11 protein-coding genes are annotated in these 14,992 nt (G+C 60.6%); 5 read left to right on the top strand and 6 right to left on the bottom strand.

The window, feature by feature from the left end; genetic code table 11:
- The first annotated feature begins 1 nt into the window (after position 1).
- The 4 genes from I6L40_RS08130 (at position 2) to I6L40_RS08115 (ending at position 3,466) form a co-directional block, all read left to right on the top strand.
- Entirely contained in the window at positions 2-1,057 is a 1,056-nt protein-coding gene (locus tag I6L40_RS08130; RefSeq protein WP_216995259.1) for an HlyD family secretion protein, read from the top strand.
- Positions 1,047-2,114, top strand: a complete 1,068-nt coding sequence (locus I6L40_RS08125; protein ID WP_043849376.1) for a DUF2955 domain-containing protein — start codon at positions 1,047-1,049, stop codon at positions 2,112-2,114. The genes I6L40_RS08130 and I6L40_RS08125 overlap by 11 nt, the downstream gene beginning before the upstream one ends.
- 99 nt (positions 2,115-2,213) lie before the next feature.
- Positions 2,214-2,972, top strand: coding sequence for an ABC transporter substrate-binding protein (locus I6L40_RS08120; RefSeq protein WP_216995258.1), 759 nt, complete (start codon positions 2,214-2,216; stop codon positions 2,970-2,972).
- Between the two features lie 137 nt (positions 2,973-3,109).
- Positions 3,110-3,466, top strand: a complete 357-nt coding sequence (locus tag I6L40_RS08115) for an MliC family protein (RefSeq protein ID WP_216995257.1) — start codon at positions 3,110-3,112, stop codon at positions 3,464-3,466.
- Positions 3,467-3,516: 50 nt separating this feature from the next.
- Here I6L40_RS08115 and I6L40_RS08110 read toward each other — a convergent pair whose 3' ends face one another.
- The 3 genes from I6L40_RS08110 to nrdD all read right to left on the bottom strand — a co-directional run bounded on the left by I6L40_RS08110 (position 3,517) and on the right by nrdD (position 6,857).
- Positions 3,517-3,909, bottom strand: coding sequence for an energy transducer TonB (locus I6L40_RS08110; protein WP_041208157.1), 393 nt, complete (start codon positions 3,907-3,909; stop codon positions 3,517-3,519).
- A gap of 190 nt (positions 3,910-4,099) precedes the next feature.
- On the bottom strand, positions 4,100-4,609 hold the full coding sequence (gene nrdG, locus I6L40_RS08105) for an anaerobic ribonucleoside-triphosphate reductase-activating protein (RefSeq protein WP_198506615.1): 510 nt from the start codon (positions 4,607-4,609) through the stop codon (positions 4,100-4,102).
- A gap of 130 nt (positions 4,610-4,739) precedes the next feature.
- Complete coding sequence (gene nrdD, locus I6L40_RS08100; RefSeq protein ID WP_216995256.1) at positions 4,740-6,857, bottom strand: anaerobic ribonucleoside-triphosphate reductase; 2,118 nt, start codon at positions 6,855-6,857, stop codon at positions 4,740-4,742.
- A gap of 445 nt (positions 6,858-7,302) precedes the next feature.
- Between nrdD and I6L40_RS08095 the strand changes: the two genes are divergently transcribed.
- Entirely contained in the window at positions 7,303-8,277 is a 975-nt protein-coding gene (locus I6L40_RS08095) for an ABC transporter substrate-binding protein (protein ID WP_216995255.1), read from the top strand.
- Between the two features lie 61 nt (positions 8,278-8,338).
- Here the strand turns inward: I6L40_RS08095 and ligA are convergent, their stop codons facing one another.
- From ligA to I6L40_RS08080, 3 genes are all read right to left on the bottom strand, one after another.
- On the bottom strand, positions 8,339-10,345 hold the full coding sequence (gene ligA, locus I6L40_RS08090; protein WP_216995254.1) for an NAD-dependent DNA ligase LigA: 2,007 nt from the start codon (positions 10,343-10,345) through the stop codon (positions 8,339-8,341).
- Positions 10,346-10,443: 98 nt separating this feature from the next.
- Positions 10,444-11,592 carry a cell division protein ZipA gene (gene zipA / locus I6L40_RS08085; RefSeq protein ID WP_216995253.1) on the bottom strand — a complete coding sequence of 383 codons (1,149 nt, stop codon included), beginning with the start codon at positions 11,590-11,592 and terminating at the stop codon, positions 10,444-10,446.
- 15 nt (positions 11,593-11,607) lie between these two features.
- The gene (locus I6L40_RS08080; RefSeq protein ID WP_216995252.1) at positions 11,608-14,982 is read right to left on the bottom strand and encodes an AAA family ATPase; all 3,375 of its coding nucleotides are present in this window, start codon (positions 14,980-14,982) and stop codon (positions 11,608-11,610) included.
- Between the last annotated feature and the right edge of the window lie 10 nt (positions 14,983-14,992).

Genomic DNA, 14,992 nt, shown 5'->3' with positions numbered 1-14,992 from the left:
GATGACCCCGGATCAACAATTCAGCCGCTGGATCAAATGGTCCATGGCCGGCTTTACCGCCCTCTTTGCCTACTTTCTGATGGCAGACCTGCTGATGCCCCTCACCCCGCAGGCCATGGCCACCCGGGTGGTCACCAAGCTGGCCCCGCAAGTGAGCGGCAAGGTGGTCGAAGTAGCGGTACACAACAACCAGCAGGTCAAAAAAGGCGACCTGCTCTTCAGGCTGGACCCGGTTCCCTTCGAGCTGGCGGTCGAGCAGGCCCGTCTTGCCCTGGCGCAAGCAGAGCAGCAGAACAGCGAGCTGGATGCAGCCCTCAGTGCCGCCAATGCCGAGCTCTATGCCAAGGAGACGCTGGCCAGCCAGAAGTGGCGTGAAGCTGAGCGGATCAATGCTCTGTTCCAACGTCGCATGGTCTCGCTGCAGCAGAAAGATGAGGCTGACAGTGCCCTGCGCAGTGCCCAGGCCAGTCTGCGTGCCAGCAAGGCGAAGCTGACCCAGCTTGAGGCCAGCCGTGGCTTGAGCGGGGATGACAACCTGCTGCTGCGCCAGGCTCGCAACAAGCTGGCGCAAGCCGAGCTGGCATTGGCTTACAGCCAAGTACATGCGGATCAGGACGGCACCATCACCAACCTGCAACTCAAGCCGGGCAGCATCGCCAGTGCAGGCAATCCGCTGCTGGCGCTGGTGTCGGAACAAGTTGATGTCATTGCCGATTTTCGTGAAAAGAGCCTGCGCCACGTTGGCGACCAGACCAGAGCGCTGGTCGCCTTCGATGGCGAACCGGGCCAGCTCTATCCCGCCCGCGTCAGCAGTCTCGATGCGGGTGTGAGCGCCGGTCAGTTTGATGCCAACGGTCGGCTGGCCGCTCCGGTCGAATCGGATCGCTGGGTACGGGATGCCCAGCGGATGCGGCTGCACCTCAAGCTGGAGCAGCTCCCCGATCATCTGCCAGCCGGGGCGCGGGCCACGGTACAACTGCTGCCGGACAACCCGCTGACCGCCATGCTGGCTCGTGCCCAGATCCATCTGCTCAGCCTGCTGCACTATGTCTACTAATCAAGCTGCGTCACCCAGTCCAGCCACAACCCATCTGTGGCATCGGCCCCTGACCGGTAACGAGCTGCGCCAGTGTCTGCGTATCGCCTTTGGCTGCACCACCGGCTTTCTGCTCTGCAAGCTGTGTGGCTGGAATTACGGGGTCTTCTACACGGTTACCCCCGTGCTGCTGCTTGGCATGGTGCCGGTGATGAATGGTCATGCCGCGCGCCAGCTGATCGCTGCGGCAGCCATCTGCGGGGTGGAGGTGGGTCTGTTGGGGGGGCTGTTCGGCAGCCACCCCGGGCTGATGACCCCCATCGCCTTTCTGCTGTTTCTCTACCGCTTTGCCGCCATGTCGCGGGGCAGCCTGTTCCTGTTTGGTGCCAACGGTGTGCTGAGCCTCAGCATCATGCTCCACTTTGCCAGCTATCCGCAGACCGACCTCAACGACCTCATCTTCAATAACCTCTTGGCCAGCGTGCTGTCGGTGCTTATCGCCTACCTGATGACGGCCCTGATACCGGATGTGGAGGCGCGCCCCAAACCAGCCCCTGCCCCCAAGGCACCGCACCGGATGCGCCATGAGGCTCTGCTGGGAGCAACGGTCGCCACCCTCTCGTTTCTGGTGTTTCAGGTGTTTGATCTGCGTGACTCCATGTCGGCGCAAGCCACCACCCTGCTGGTGCTCTTTCCCATGCACTGGAACGGGGCGCTGAACTACGCCCGCAAACGGGCCATGGGCACCTTGCTCGGTGTCACCTTCGGTCTGCTTGGCCAGCTGCTGCTCTATGACTGGTCGGGTCAACTGCTGCTGGTGGCTCCGCTGCTCTGGCTCGGCGCCATGCTGTTCAGCCATGCCCATGTGAAGGAGGCGAGCGGTTCCGGCGTCGGTTTTGGTGCCCTGACCACCCTCGGCATCCTGTTCGGTCAATATCTGACGCCGGGAAACGATCTGGTATTCAGTGCGCTCTACCGGGTCAGCAGCATCCTCTTTGCCATCGTGGCCACCCTGCTTATCTGCTATCTGGTGCACCAATTACTCAACCGCTTTGAGGCAACCCGCTTCGGCTGCTGACGGTTGGCGTACTCGAACGCCACTAACCACCTTGACCAGGCGGAGCAAGGACGCTAGCTATGCTTGTAGAGCTGCAATGTATGGGTGAGGAGCCGCGCTATGGTCGCAGGGTGGGGAAAATGGTTGGCAGGGGTGCTCTGGCTGGCGGCAAGCCAGACCGGCGCAGCACCATTGCTGATTGGCGCCGAAGATGACTGGGCCCCCTACAGCGTGCTGAACAGGGAGACGGGTCAGCCGCAAGGGCTGGCCCCCGAGCTGGTTCGGGCGGTATTCGCCGCCGAAGGCATCGAGGTCGCCTTTCGTACCCTTCCCTTTGCCCGCTGCATGCACGATGCCAAGAGCGACCAGCTGGCAGGCTGCTTCGATGCCACCATCACGGATGAGAATCACGACCAGTACTTTTGGCACAAGACCCCCATGTTCAGCGAGGATCTCGCCATCTTTGCCCTTGCCAGCGAGCCACGCCGGGACCTCGACCTCGCCTCTCTCAAAGGCAAGCGGGTCGGCATCACTCTTGGTTACACCTACCCCACCAGCTTTATGACAGATCCGCAGATCGCCCGCTTTCAGGCCAAATCCGACGCCCAGATCCTCGATATGCTGGCACGGGGCCGAGTCGACTACATCCTGATGAACGGCATGCCGGGCTATCTCAAGATCCGGGAGAAAGCGCTGACGGGGCAGGTGGTCAAGGTCGGCAAGCTCTCTACCGATGGCTTCTGGGTCGCCTTCTCTCGCCAACACCCTCAAGGGGAAGAGATGGCCAGACGGTTCGAGAAGGGGCTGCAGAAGATCAAAATGAACGGCACCTACGATGCCCTGATGCAGCAGTTTGAAACCCGGTTCGGGGCGCGCTGAAAGGCGCTCCGGCCACATTCTCCCCCCGTCAGACATCAATCGACGCAACCCTCGCACAAAGTGATTACAGCAGAGCGTTGAGCTGTTAGGCTCACGCCCGTATGACACCACCGTATAACATCAGGGGAGCTGTAACCATGAACAAGGTCCATATGATGAGCGCGGGGGCACTGGCTCTCTCGCTGCTTGCCGGCTGCAATCAGGGCAATACCCTCACCGTTACCGGCGGTAACCCCGTCAGCTATCAGTGTGAACAGGGCAAGAAGGTACAGGTACGCTACTTCTCTCTCTCCGACGAGAGCCTCAGCTTTATCAAGTTGTCTCTACCGGACGGCAAGGATTACACCCTGCCGCAGGCCATCTCGGCCTCCGGCGCCCGCTTTACGGATGAGCGTGAAGCCGTCTGGTGGAACAAGGGGGATGAGGGGTTTGTCGAGATGCGCGGTCAGGACGATGATTGGCAGATCGTCTACAACAACTGCAAACAGCAGTAAATAGAAGAGACCCCGGCCAGGCCGGGGTCTCTCTTTTGGTTGTTCGGGGATCAGTTGAGCTCTATTTCAAAGCGGTTGGTCACCACCACGGGAATGGCATCCGGATTGCTGTCCGCCGGACTGTAGCGCAGCCGTGAGAGGGTTGCCAACGCGCTCTGCTCCAGCTCTCCGGGCGGCTCGGCGGCGACGATCTCTGGTTTTATCGGGTTACCATCAGCATCGATCTGGTAGCGTACATCCACATATCCCCTGACCGGTTTGGCAGGCACAACGACAGGCACGTCATCACCAAAGAATGAACGGCGGTTTTCCTGAATCCAGTAACTGGAGAGCTGCTCGAGGGGAATCGCGATCGGTGTACGGTTAGCGGCGACCTCCTGCCGGGAGCTGCATCCTGCCAGCAGCAACACGGCACACCCCAACCACAATGCTTTCCATCCCATGCCAAGCTCCTTTTCGTCTCTTATGCTGGTTGTTTCTTGTTCTGCTCTTGGTCAGCAGACTGGCCGTCCACTGGTCAGTGACCCATCCTAGCGAAAAAGACCCGCGCTGGACATAAACAAAGGGCCAATCTGTGAAGATTGGCCCTGAAAACATCAAGTTGGCAAAAGTTAACCCGGCAGAATGCCGGACTCAGGAGGCGAACAGACAAGGGATACGCTCCCCGCCCTCACGCCAGGCGTTGAGATCATGGATCTGCTGGTTGCTGCTGCCACGCCAGAGCAAACCGGGATCCGCCAGCTCCTTCTCGAACTTGCCATCCACCAGCACATCAAGCAGAGCCACCAGCTCCCGTTGCGGTGCGGTGAGCTCGCCCAACAGGTAGCCGGTCCAGCACCAGATATCCTTGCCTGGACACTCGGCACGCACCCGTTTCACCAGCGCCAGCACATGAGGAACGTTGGCCGGGTGGAGCGGATCGCCGCCGGAGAGCGAGAGCCCGCGCCGTTTGATGCGGCTGTCGTTGAGATCCGCAATGACGCGATCGCTCATCGCCTCATCGAACGGCTTGCCGCCGTCAAGGCGCCAGGTGCTCTGGTTGTAGCAGCCGGGGCACTGATGTTCGCAGCCCGAGACAAACAGGGTGGCACGGGTGCCGGGGCCGTTGATCACATCAACCGGATAGTATTGGTGGTAGTGCATCATCTCTCTCTATTACGGCGCCCTCATCCCCGACTCTTCTCCCGCGAGGGGAGAAGGGAGCAAAGCAGCACAAACAGTACATCGGCCGGTTCCCTCTCCCCTTGGGAGAGGGCTAGGGTGAGGGCTCGGCTTACATATGTTTGACGCGGCGCTTCACCTCTTCCTGCTTGCCCGCATTGAAGGGGCGGGCATCCGGGCTGCCGAGGTAGCCACAGACACGGCGGGTCACCGACACCTTGGCGGGATCGTGGTTGCCGCAGCGCGGGCAGGTAAAGCCCTTGGAGGTGCACTCAAACTCGCCGGTAAAGCCGCAGTCGTAGCACTCGTCGATGGGGGTGTTGGTACCGTAGTAGGGCACCTTGTCATAGCTGTAATCCCAGACGTTTTCGAGCGCTTCCAGATTGTGCTGGATATTGGGGTACTCGCCGTAGCAGATGAAACCGCCGCTGGCGATGGGTGGATAGGGCGCCTCGAAGTCCAGCTTGTCGTAGGGGTTGACCTGCTTCTCCACATCGAGGTGGAAGCTGTTGGTGTAGTAGCCCTTGTCGGTCACACCCGGCACCACGCCAAACTCCTTGGCATCGATGCGGCAGAAGCGGGAGCAGAGGTTCTCGCTCGGGGTGGAGTAGAGGCTGAAACCGTAGCCGGTCTCCTCCTTCCACTCGTCAATGGCTGCCCTGAGACGGGCGATGATGGCGATGGCCTTCTGCTGCAACTCGGCGCTGTCGAACAGGTGTACCGAGTCACCAAACAGGGCGTTGATGGTCTCGTGTACCCCGATGTAGCCCAGGGAGATGGAGGCTCGGCCGTTCTTGAAGATCTCGCTGACGTTGTCGTCGGCCTTGAGACGCACACCGCAAGCCCCTTCCATATAGAGGATAGGGGCGACCCGCGCCTTGACCCCGTCGAGACGTTCGATGCGATACATCAGCGCCTTCTTGGCCACCCGCAGGGCTGCGTCCAGCTTGTCCCAGAAGTCCGCTTCATCGCGGGATTTCAGGGCAATGCGTGGCAGGTTGAGGCTCACCACGCCCAGGTTGTTGCGACCTTCGTGGATCAGCTCGCCATTCTCCTCGTAGGCACCGAGGAAAGAGCGGCAGCCCATGGGGGTCTTGAAGGAGCCGGTCACCTTCACCACCTGGTCGTAGTTGAGGATATCCGGGTACATCCGCTTGGAAGCGCACTCCAGCGCCAGCTGCTTGATGTCGTAGTTGGGATCGCCCTGCTTGTGGTTGAGGCCATCCCTGATGGCGAACACCAGTTTCGGGAACACGGCGGTCTTCTTGTTCTTGCCAAGGCCGGCGATACGGTTGCTGAGGATGGCACGCTGGATCATCCGCGACTGCCAGCTGTCACCCAGGCCAAAGCCGAAGGTAACGAACGGGGTCTGACCATTGGCGGTGTGCAGGGTGTTGACTTCGTACTCCAGCGACTGGAAGGCGTCGTAACACTCTTTCTCGGTGCGGGCCATGGCATAGGCTTCCACATCGGCAATACCCCACTCTTCGGCCACTTCACGGTGTTTCTGCCAGCTGATGGTCACATAGGGGGCCAGCACTTCATCGATGCGGTTGATGGTGGTGCCGCCATAGATGTGGCTGGCCACCTGAGCAATGATCTGGGCAGTGACCGCGGTGGCGGTGCTGATCGATTTCGGGGTATCGATCTCCGCATTGCCCATCTTGAAGCCGTGAGTCAGCATCCCCTGCAGATCGATCAACATGCAGTTGAACATCGGGAAGAAGGGGGAGTAGTCGAGATCGTGGAAGTGCAGATCGCCGCTCTCGTGGGCCTGAACCACATCACGGGGCAGCATGTGGCTGGTGGCATAGTGCTTGGCGACGATACCGGCCAGCAGGTCGCGCTGGGTCGGGATCACCTTGGAATCTTTGTTGGCGTTCTCGTTGAGCAGGGCCGCGTTGGTCTGCTCGACCAGACCGCGGATCTCCTGCGCCAGACGACCGCGCGCCTCGCGGGCCTGATCCCGATCGTGACGATATTCGATATAGGCGCGGGCAATGACCTTGTCATCGGAGGCCATCAGGTGGTTTTCAACCAGACGCTGGATCTCGTGGATATCAACCTCACCACGCCCCTCCAGCTCCTGACTCACCGCGCTTGAGATACGCTGTGCCAGTGCCGGATTGGCCTGATTGACCGCTTCCGCAGCACGACTGACCGCCTCGCTAATCAACTGGGCATTGAATGGTGCGCGACAGCCGTCACGTTTGATCACAACCGGTTTCATGAATTTTCCCCGTTAAAAGGCCAGGCAATCTGCTCTGGGCTTACCCTTGTTGGTTCCCCTCCAACGTCTCGTCCTGGACGCAAACAAATTCAGCCGAGGCTTGACAAGCCTGGGCTGAAGAGAGGAAGGGAACAGCTTATACACAGCTTAATAACACAACATATAGGTGTTAAAAACGAATGCATCCCTATATGTGGTGTCTATTAGGCACCAAAGCAAGTAGCCATTTATTGATCCAAAACAGGTTTTACAGCGAGTGGGACAGTTCACGACCAACCAATAAAAGCCTCAAACAAGGCCATTCTCAACGATGGTGCGGGCTGGCGTCCGATCTGCCCAAGCAGAAAAAAATTCGCAATAAACACTCTGGATGGCGGCGTGACAGTGCCAAGCAAAACCACTCATACTGAGCGGGTAGAGACGACGGTTCGACACAGGACACCCTATGCGTAAATCCCTCTTGCTGCTACTGCTGACTACCCTCTCCCTGCCTGTATGGGCAGCCCGCATACTGGTGATCAGCAGCTACCACCCCGACTATCTGTGGGACATCAGTTACAACCAGGGGCTGGTGGATGGTCTCAAGGAGAAACACCAGATCAGCCACTTCTACATGGATACCAAGCGTCGGCCACGGGAAGAGTTCGACGGAATCGCCCAACAGGCAATCGCTTTCTACCTCAAGAGCAAACCGGATATTGTGGTGCTCGGCGATGACAACGCCATCAACTATCTCGCCAGCGAGATCTCGTCCCTCGGTACCCCCGTCGTCTTTCTCGGCATGAACGAAAATCCCCGGCTCAAGGGCTTTGTCGGCCATCCCAAGATCACCGGCGTGCTGGAGCGCCCGCTGCTCAAACGCAATATCAGCGAGATGAGCCAGATGATGGGCGGTCTCAACAAAGCACTGGTACTGTTTGATTCCAGCAATGTGGCCCTCACCGCCATCGAGGATGAGTTCAAAACCCAGACCGAGCTGCGCGTTGGCCAGACCCGGGTCTACAGCCAGCTGCTCGGCGAGTATGACCTCTGGCAGGAAGCGATACTCAACAGCAAGAAAAACGGCTATGGCGCCATCTTCCTCGGTCTCTACCACACACTGCTGGATGAAAATGGCAAGCATGTGAATGAGAAAACGGTACTGGAGTGGACCAGCCGGCACAGTCCGGTGCCGGTTTTCTGCTTCTGGGAGTTCACCGTCGGCAAAGGGATGGCCATCGGCGGCCTGGTGCTCGATGGCAAAGATCAGGGGCTGCAAGCGGCGGCGCTCATCAACAACATACTGGCAGGTGCATTGCCCAAAACCCTCTCCCCTCGGGCGGCCCTGCGTGGCGAGTATGTCTTCAGCAAGAGCGAAGTGGCCCGCTGGCACCTCACAGTGCCGGAGAAGTGGCGCAACAAGATCCTCTGGCGTGAATAACACCCAATAAAAGAGAACCCGGCCATGCCGGGTTCTCTTTTTATCTCAGCCTGCGGGCCACTCAGCCCTGCAACGCCTGTTGCAGCTCCTCTTCGCTCCAGACGGTGATACCCAGCTCCTGTGCCTTGGCGAGCTTGGAACCAGCCGCCTCCCCCGCGACCAGCACATCGGTCTTGGCAGACACAGAGCCAGCTACCTTGGCGCCCAGCGCCTGCAGTGCCGCCTTGGCATCGTTGCGCGACAAGGTGGTCAGGGTGCCGGTCAGCACGAAGGTTTTACCGGCAAAGGGTTGCTCCGCGGCCTCTTTCTTCTCGATAGCTGGCCAGTTGATGCCGGCAGCCAGCAAGGCTTCCAGCACCTCCACGTTATGGGGCTGACGCAAGAAGTAGTAGACATGCTTGGCCACCACATCACCCACATCGGCCACTTCGAGCAGTTGCTCCACCGAAGCCGCGCGCAGGGCATCCAGGGTGAGGAAGTGGTTGGCAAGATTGAGCGCAGTCGCCTCCCCCACTTCGCGGATCCCCAGAGCAAACAGGAAGCGCGGCAGGGTGGTGCTGCGCGCAGCATCGATGGCGGCTACCAGATTGAGGGCCGATTTTTGCCCCATCCGCTCAAGACCTGCCAGCTGGAGGGCATTGAGGCTGAACAGATCAGCGGGAGTCTTCACCAGCCCCTTGTCTACCAGCTGCTCGACAATCTTGTCGCCAAGGCCGTCCACATCCATGGCGCGACGGGCGGCGAAGTGCTTGATCGCCTCCTTGCGCTGCGCCTCGCAGAACAGGCCACCGGAGCAGCGGGCAACCGCCTCGCCTTCCAGCCGTTCTACCGCCGAGCCACACACCGGGCACTCGGTCGGGAAGAGGATTTCGCGCGCATCAACAGGGCGCTGTGCCTCTACCACGGCCACGATCTGCGGGATCACGTCTCCTGCCCGGCGCACGATCACGGTATCACCGAGCATCACACCAAGGCGCTCGATCTCGTCGGCGTTGTGCAAGGTGGCGTTGGAGACTGTCACGCCGCCGACAAACACCGGTTTGAGCTTGGCCACCGGCGTCACAGCGCCGGTACGGCCAACCTGAAACTCGACGTTCTCAAGCAGAGTCATCTCCTCCTGCGCCGGGAACTTGTGGGCGGTCGCCCAGCGCGGGGCGCGGGCCACAAAGCCGAGCTCCTCCTGCAGAGCAATGGCATCGACCTTGTAGACCACGCCATCGATCTCGTAAGGCAGCTCGCCACGGCGGGCCAGAATGTCGTCGTGGAACGCCTGACAGCCGGCGGCCCCCTCTTTGAGTTTCACCTCGGGACTAAGCGGCAGCCCCCACTCTTTGAGCTGATTGAGACGACCGAAGTGAGAGCCACCGAGTTGCTCGCCGCCGACACCGACGCCGTAGGCGTAAAAGCTCAGAGGACGGCTGGCAGTGATACGTGAATCGAGCTGACGCAGACTGCCGGCGGCGGCGTTACGCGGGTTGACGAACACCTTCTCGCCTGCGGCCAGCGCCTTGGCGTTCATCGCCTCGAAACCGGCTTTGGGCATAAAGACTTCGCCACGCACTTCCAACCGCTCGGGCCAACCAGAGCCCCGCAATGCGAGCGGAATGGCCTTGATGGTACGCACGTTCTCGGTGATCTCCTCACCGGTAGCGCCATCGCCCCGGGTCGCGGCCTGCACCAGCTGACCATTTACATAGAGCAGGCTCACCGCCAGGCCATCGAGCTTGGGCTCGCAGCAGAACTCGAAACGCACTTCACGCTTGAGGCGATCACTCATCCGTTGTTCAAACGCCAGCAGCTCTTCGCTGCTAAATACGTTGTCCAGACTCAGCATGGGGATCTCGTGACGCACCTGCCTGAAGGCGGTCAGCGGCTGGCCACCGACCCGCACGCTCGGGGAAGCCGGGGTTTTCAGCTCGGGGTGGTCGGCCTCCAGCGCGATCAGCTCGCGCATCAGACGGTCATATTCGGCGTCCGGTACGGTCGGGTTATCCAGCACATAGTACTGATGACCATATTCGGTAAGCAGCTCACACAGTTGACGGTGGCGGGAGAGGATATCGCTCATGAAAAAGTCTCGAAGTGTGATTGAAAATCCGGTCGGGGTAGAAACAAAAATGCGGTACCTGGGTACCGCACTTTGATTCATTCGACCCGCATGGCGTATTAGTCGCGGCTGGCCTCGTAGGCTGCCAGCTCATGACGGTAACGGGCGATAGTCTCGTCGCTCAGCGGGCTGCGCTCCATATCGGTCAGCATCGCATCGAGATCGCTGGCCAACTGATCGGCAGCCTGCAGCATGTCCTCGAAGGCAAATGCAGCATTGCTGCGCAGGGGCAGCTGCATGAACAGGGAGACACCCGGTGTGGTGAACTGCTCCATCCGGTACGGGTTGAAGGTGCCCGGCTTGACCATATTGATCATGGAGAAGAGCACCTCACCCTTGCCGTTGGCATCTTCGTGACGGTGGAAGATATCCATCTCGCCAAACTTGAAGCCAAGCGCCATCAGGGAGGAGAGCAGGGTCGCCCCTTGCAGCTCGTGGCCCGGACGTCCCATCAGGTTGATGACATAAACGTCTTGCCAAATCTTCTCGACCGGCTGGGCAGCAACGCGCGGCTCTTCGACCGGCGCTTCGTAGACCGGCTCCTCATACACGGGCTCGGGAGCAACGTGACGGGGCTGCGGCTTGTATTCGGGTTCGGCAGCGCGCACCTGCTCGGCACGCACGCTCTCGTTGCGCGCACCAAAAGTCGGCGCAGTTGCATAGGCTGGCTCGACCAGCGGCTCGTCATCCTGAACCTGCATGACAGGCTCACGCTGGGGACGGGAGCGGTAAACCGGGGTACGACGATTGACCTGCGCCGGCTTGCGCACGGGTGCAGCAGGCTCTTCCTCTACCGCTTCGGGCTGAGGCGCATCGTATGCTTCCTCTTCTTCATAGACAGGAGGCGGCGGGGGAACCGGACGGGCAGCAGGCTTGCGCACAACGGGTGGCGGCAGATCGTCCTCGTCATCTTCATCATCAAAGGCAGGCAATGAGGAGCGACGGCTGAGTTCCGGCTGGCGGCTCTCTTCGTCACGATGTAGCTTGGGCTCGGCGCGACGACCACTGCTGACCACACGCACCTGACCGATGCCATCGCTGTCGAACGCATCATCGTCACGATTACGTGACTTGGACTCCATCCGGCCAAGCGGTTTCTCTTTGATCGGTGCCTGACGATTCTTTTTGTTGCTCCACAACCCGTGAATGAGCAATGCCGCAATAGCAATACCGCCCAGGGCAACCAAGATGTAACGCAATTCCTGCATTAGCTGCTTCTCTTTCTAGTTTTGCTCAGCCAAAGCGACGGCTTCACCGATATCGACCGACACAATGCGAGAAACTCCGGGCTCTTGCATTGTGACGCCAACCAGCTGCTCAGCCATCTCCATGGAGACCTTATTATGACTGATGTAAACGAACTGTACTGTGCTCGACATCTCTTTGACAAGAGAACAGAAGCGACCGACGTTCACTTCATCGAGCGGTGCATCCACCTCATCCAGCAGACAAAAAGGTGCTGGATTGAGTCTGAAGATGGCAAAAACCAGCGCAAGTGCGGTTAAGGCCTTCTCCCCCCCGGAAAGCAGGGCAATGGTAGCATTCTTCTTACCCGGAGGTCTCGCCATGATGCTCACTCCGGCCTCCAAAAGATCATCGGAGGTGAGCTCAAGCCAGGCACTGCCCCCACCAAACACTTTTGGAAAGAGGGATTTTAAATCTTCATTGACCTTATCGAAAGTGTCCCGGAAGCGTATTTGTGTCTCTTTATCAATTCTTTTAATGGCTTGGCTCAAGGTTTCCAGCGCTTGCTCAAGATCCTGGCACTGGTTTTCCAGATACGTTGCTCGCGTTTTCGCCTCTTCGTACTCTTCCAGCGCAGCCAGGTTGATGGCGCCAAGTGCCTCCACTTGCGTCTCCAGCGTCTGGATCTCCTGGCGCAGCTTGCCGCGATCAGCGGCAATCAGCGCAGCCTGATCGAGATCCACCAGTCGAACCCCCAGCTCTTCGAACTGTTCGTGCAACCCTTGCCGGCGAGTGAGGTTGCGCTCGCGCTCAAGGCGCAGGGTCGCCAGCTTCTCCTGCAATACCACCAACTGCTTGTGATCGGCGCTGCGTGCCTGATCCAGCTCGCTCAATTGGCGCTCCAGCTCCGCCAGCCGTTGATGGCAGGCGAGTTGCTGCGCCTCCAGATTGCGCTGCTCCGCCAGCAAAGGGGCGAGATCAGGAATTGCTTCGGTCTCCGGGTTCTTGAGTCCGGCCAGCTCCAGCCCGAGCCTTGCCAGCTCCTCCTCACCAAGCGCAATCAGCTGACGCAGGTTGCCAAGCTCAAGCTGCAAACGCTGACAGGTCGCCTGCTGCTGCTCGCGCCGCCCGCGCGCCTCTTCCTGCGCTCGCTCGCAGCGCCCCACCAAATCCTGAGCCGCCTGCAACGCTTCGCTCAGAGGCTCGCCCTGCTCCTGCAACTCGGCCAGACGCGCCTCTTCGAGCGCCAGCTGTTGCTCGGTCTCGGCCAGCCGCTGCGCCTCTTCGGCCTGCTCTTTATCGAGGCGAACCAGCTCTTCGCCAAGCTGGCCGAGCCGCAGCAACCGCTCTTGCCGCTGACCTTGCTGCAAACTCCAGGCTTCGCGCAGTTGCTGCCATTTTTGCTCCTGCCCGCGCAGGGTTCGCTGCGACAACTCCTGCGCATTAACGATGCGTGCCCGCCGTTCATCGGCTGCTGCCATCAGCTCGCTCAATTGTGCCAGCGCGTCGGCTACAGCGCGTTGCTCGGTGTGCAACCGCTCACGTTCACCCAGCAGCGCCATGGTACCGAGCGCAGCGCCCTGTCCAATATCCGCCCAGTTCGGCCCCAACCAGTCGCCGGCAGGAGTCAGTACCGACTCACCGGCCAGCAGGGTTGGCCGGCGAGCCAGTGCCTCTTCCCTGTCATCGGCCAGCCAGATGGCGTTGAGGAAGGCGGGAACGTGATCACCGCTGATCAAGGAGGCCAGGGTGCCGGCAACGGCTGGCAGTGCCGGGCCAATCCAGAGTCCGTCCAAAGCCGGATTGCACTCGTCCGCAGGGGTCGCGGTGAGCCAGCGACCCAGCACCTTGTCGAGCGCCTGTGCCCATTCGGGGACAACTTGCAGCCGATCAGCCAGAGTCGCCCCCTCCATCTGCTCGCCAAGGATCTGATCCAGCGTCGTCAGGCGCGCCTCCAGTTCCCGTAGCAACCCCTGCTGCTGGCTGTGGGCGAGCTTGAGCGCTTCATGCTCCTCAATGGCCTGCGCAAGCTGCGCTGCCAGCTCCCCGGCCGCCGCCCGGCCCAACTCCAGTTCGCCCCCCAGCATATCGAGGGCCGGTTGCAGATCTGCATCCTCTGCGCCGATGGGGCCGGAGCGCTCATCCTCCAGCTTGAGGCGGGCAAGCCGGGTTTTGGCTTGCAGCTCATGCAGGCCACCGAGCCGGGCCCGGGTCTGGTTTAGCTCCCCCTGCAGTCGGGTCACCTGCTGCTGCCACTGTTGCTGTTGCTGGCGGGTCTGCTCAAGCTGCTCGCTGGCCCGCAGTCGAGCTTCCTGTTGCTCGGTGAGCAACTGCTCACACTGCTCCAGCCGCGCCTCTTCCAGCTCGCCTCTCAACACGCCTTCAGTGAGCTGCTCCTGCTGGCTGGCCAGCTGCACCTTGCGGCTGGTGATGCGTTCCCCGAGAGCCTGAGTTCGCGCCTGCAAGTCACGGCCAAGCTCGCTCTGGTGCAGCTGTTGCTGTTCAAGGCGGGCGATGGCCTGTCCGCCAAGGAAAATCTGTTGTTGCCGATTGGCTTGCTCGGCCTGCGCCTCCTGCCGGGCCACCGAGAGGGTAACGTGGCGTCCCTCGTCGGCGGTACGCTTGGCATCGAGCGCTGCCAATGCCTGTTCGACCTGCGCCAGCTCGCTCTTGGCCTCGCCGAGACGAGTCTCCAGCGCCCACAGCTCGGAGCCAATCAACTCGGCGCGAGCGGCGCGTGAACGGCTCTTGAGCTGTTTGTAGCGCTCTGCGGTTTCGGCCTGCACCTTGAGGTGGTCGAGACGGGAGCCCAGCTCGCCGCGGATATCACCCAGACGCTCCAGATTCTCCTGGGTATGGCGAATGCGCTGTTCGGTTTCGCGGCGCCGCTCCTTGTAACGGGAGACGCCGGCCGCCTCCTCCATGAAGAGCTTGAGATCGGCGGGACGGGACTCCACCAGCCGGCTGACTGTGCCCTGCTCGATGATGGCGTAGCTGCGGGGCCCGAGGCCGGTACCGAGGAAGAGGTCGGTCACATCCTTGCGACGGCACTTCTGGCCATTGATCTGATAGTGGTTGGTGCCGTCACGCAGCACTTCGCGACGCACCGAGATTTCGGTAAAGCGGCCGAACTCGCCGGGCACCCGGTTATGGGGATTGTCGAACACCAGCTCGACCGAGGCGCGGGCATGGGCGGTGCGGTTGACGGAGCCGTTGAAGATGACATCCGTCATGTTCTCGCCGCGCAGATGGCGGGCCGAGCTCTCGCCAAGCACCCAGCGCACGGCGTCGATCACGTTGGATTTGCCACAGCCATTGGGCCCGACCACTGCGGTCATGTCGGCATTGAGCTCGATGCGAGTCGGCTCGACAAACGACTTGAAGCCGGCGAGTTTGATCAGTTTCAGACGCATGGCGACCTGT

The organism is Aeromonas sp. FDAARGOS 1410, from assembly GCF_019048745.1.
GTDB classification, from domain to species: domain Bacteria; phylum Pseudomonadota; class Gammaproteobacteria; order Enterobacterales; family Aeromonadaceae; genus Aeromonas; species Aeromonas jandaei.
Note: the sequence above shows the minus strand (reverse complement) of the source record. Positions and strands in the feature narration are given on the sequence as shown.

What these genes read in the sequence shown, in the direction of transcription:
- I6L40_RS08130 (WP_216995259.1), top strand. Translation starts at nt 2, where the DNA reads ATGACCCCGGATCAACAATTCAGCCGCTGGATCAAATGGTCCATGGCC.
- I6L40_RS08125 (WP_043849376.1), top strand. Translation starts at nt 1,047, where the DNA reads ATGTCTACTAATCAAGCTGCGTCACCCAGTCCAGCCACAACCCATCTG.
- I6L40_RS08120 (WP_216995258.1), top strand. Translation starts at nt 2,214, where the DNA reads ATGGTCGCAGGGTGGGGAAAATGGTTGGCAGGGGTGCTCTGGCTGGCG.
- I6L40_RS08115 (WP_216995257.1), top strand. Translation starts at nt 3,110, where the DNA reads ATGAACAAGGTCCATATGATGAGCGCGGGGGCACTGGCTCTCTCGCTG.
- I6L40_RS08110 (WP_041208157.1), bottom strand. Translation starts at nt 3,909, where the DNA reads ATGGGATGGAAAGCATTGTGGTTGGGGTGTGCCGTGTTGCTGCTGGCA.
- nrdG (WP_198506615.1), bottom strand. Translation starts at nt 4,609, where the DNA reads ATGCACTACCACCAATACTATCCGGTTGATGTGATCAACGGCCCCGGC.
- nrdD (WP_216995256.1), bottom strand. Translation starts at nt 6,857, where the DNA reads ATGAAACCGGTTGTGATCAAACGTGACGGCTGTCGCGCACCATTCAAT.
- I6L40_RS08095 (WP_216995255.1), top strand. Translation starts at nt 7,303, where the DNA reads ATGCGTAAATCCCTCTTGCTGCTACTGCTGACTACCCTCTCCCTGCCT.
- ligA (WP_216995254.1), bottom strand. Translation starts at nt 10,345, where the DNA reads ATGAGCGATATCCTCTCCCGCCACCGTCAACTGTGTGAGCTGCTTACC.
- zipA (WP_216995253.1), bottom strand. Translation starts at nt 11,592, where the DNA reads ATGCAGGAATTGCGTTACATCTTGGTTGCCCTGGGCGGTATTGCTATT.
- I6L40_RS08080 (WP_216995252.1), bottom strand. Translation starts at nt 14,982, where the DNA reads ATGCGTCTGAAACTGATCAAACTCGCCGGCTTCAAGTCGTTTGTCGAG.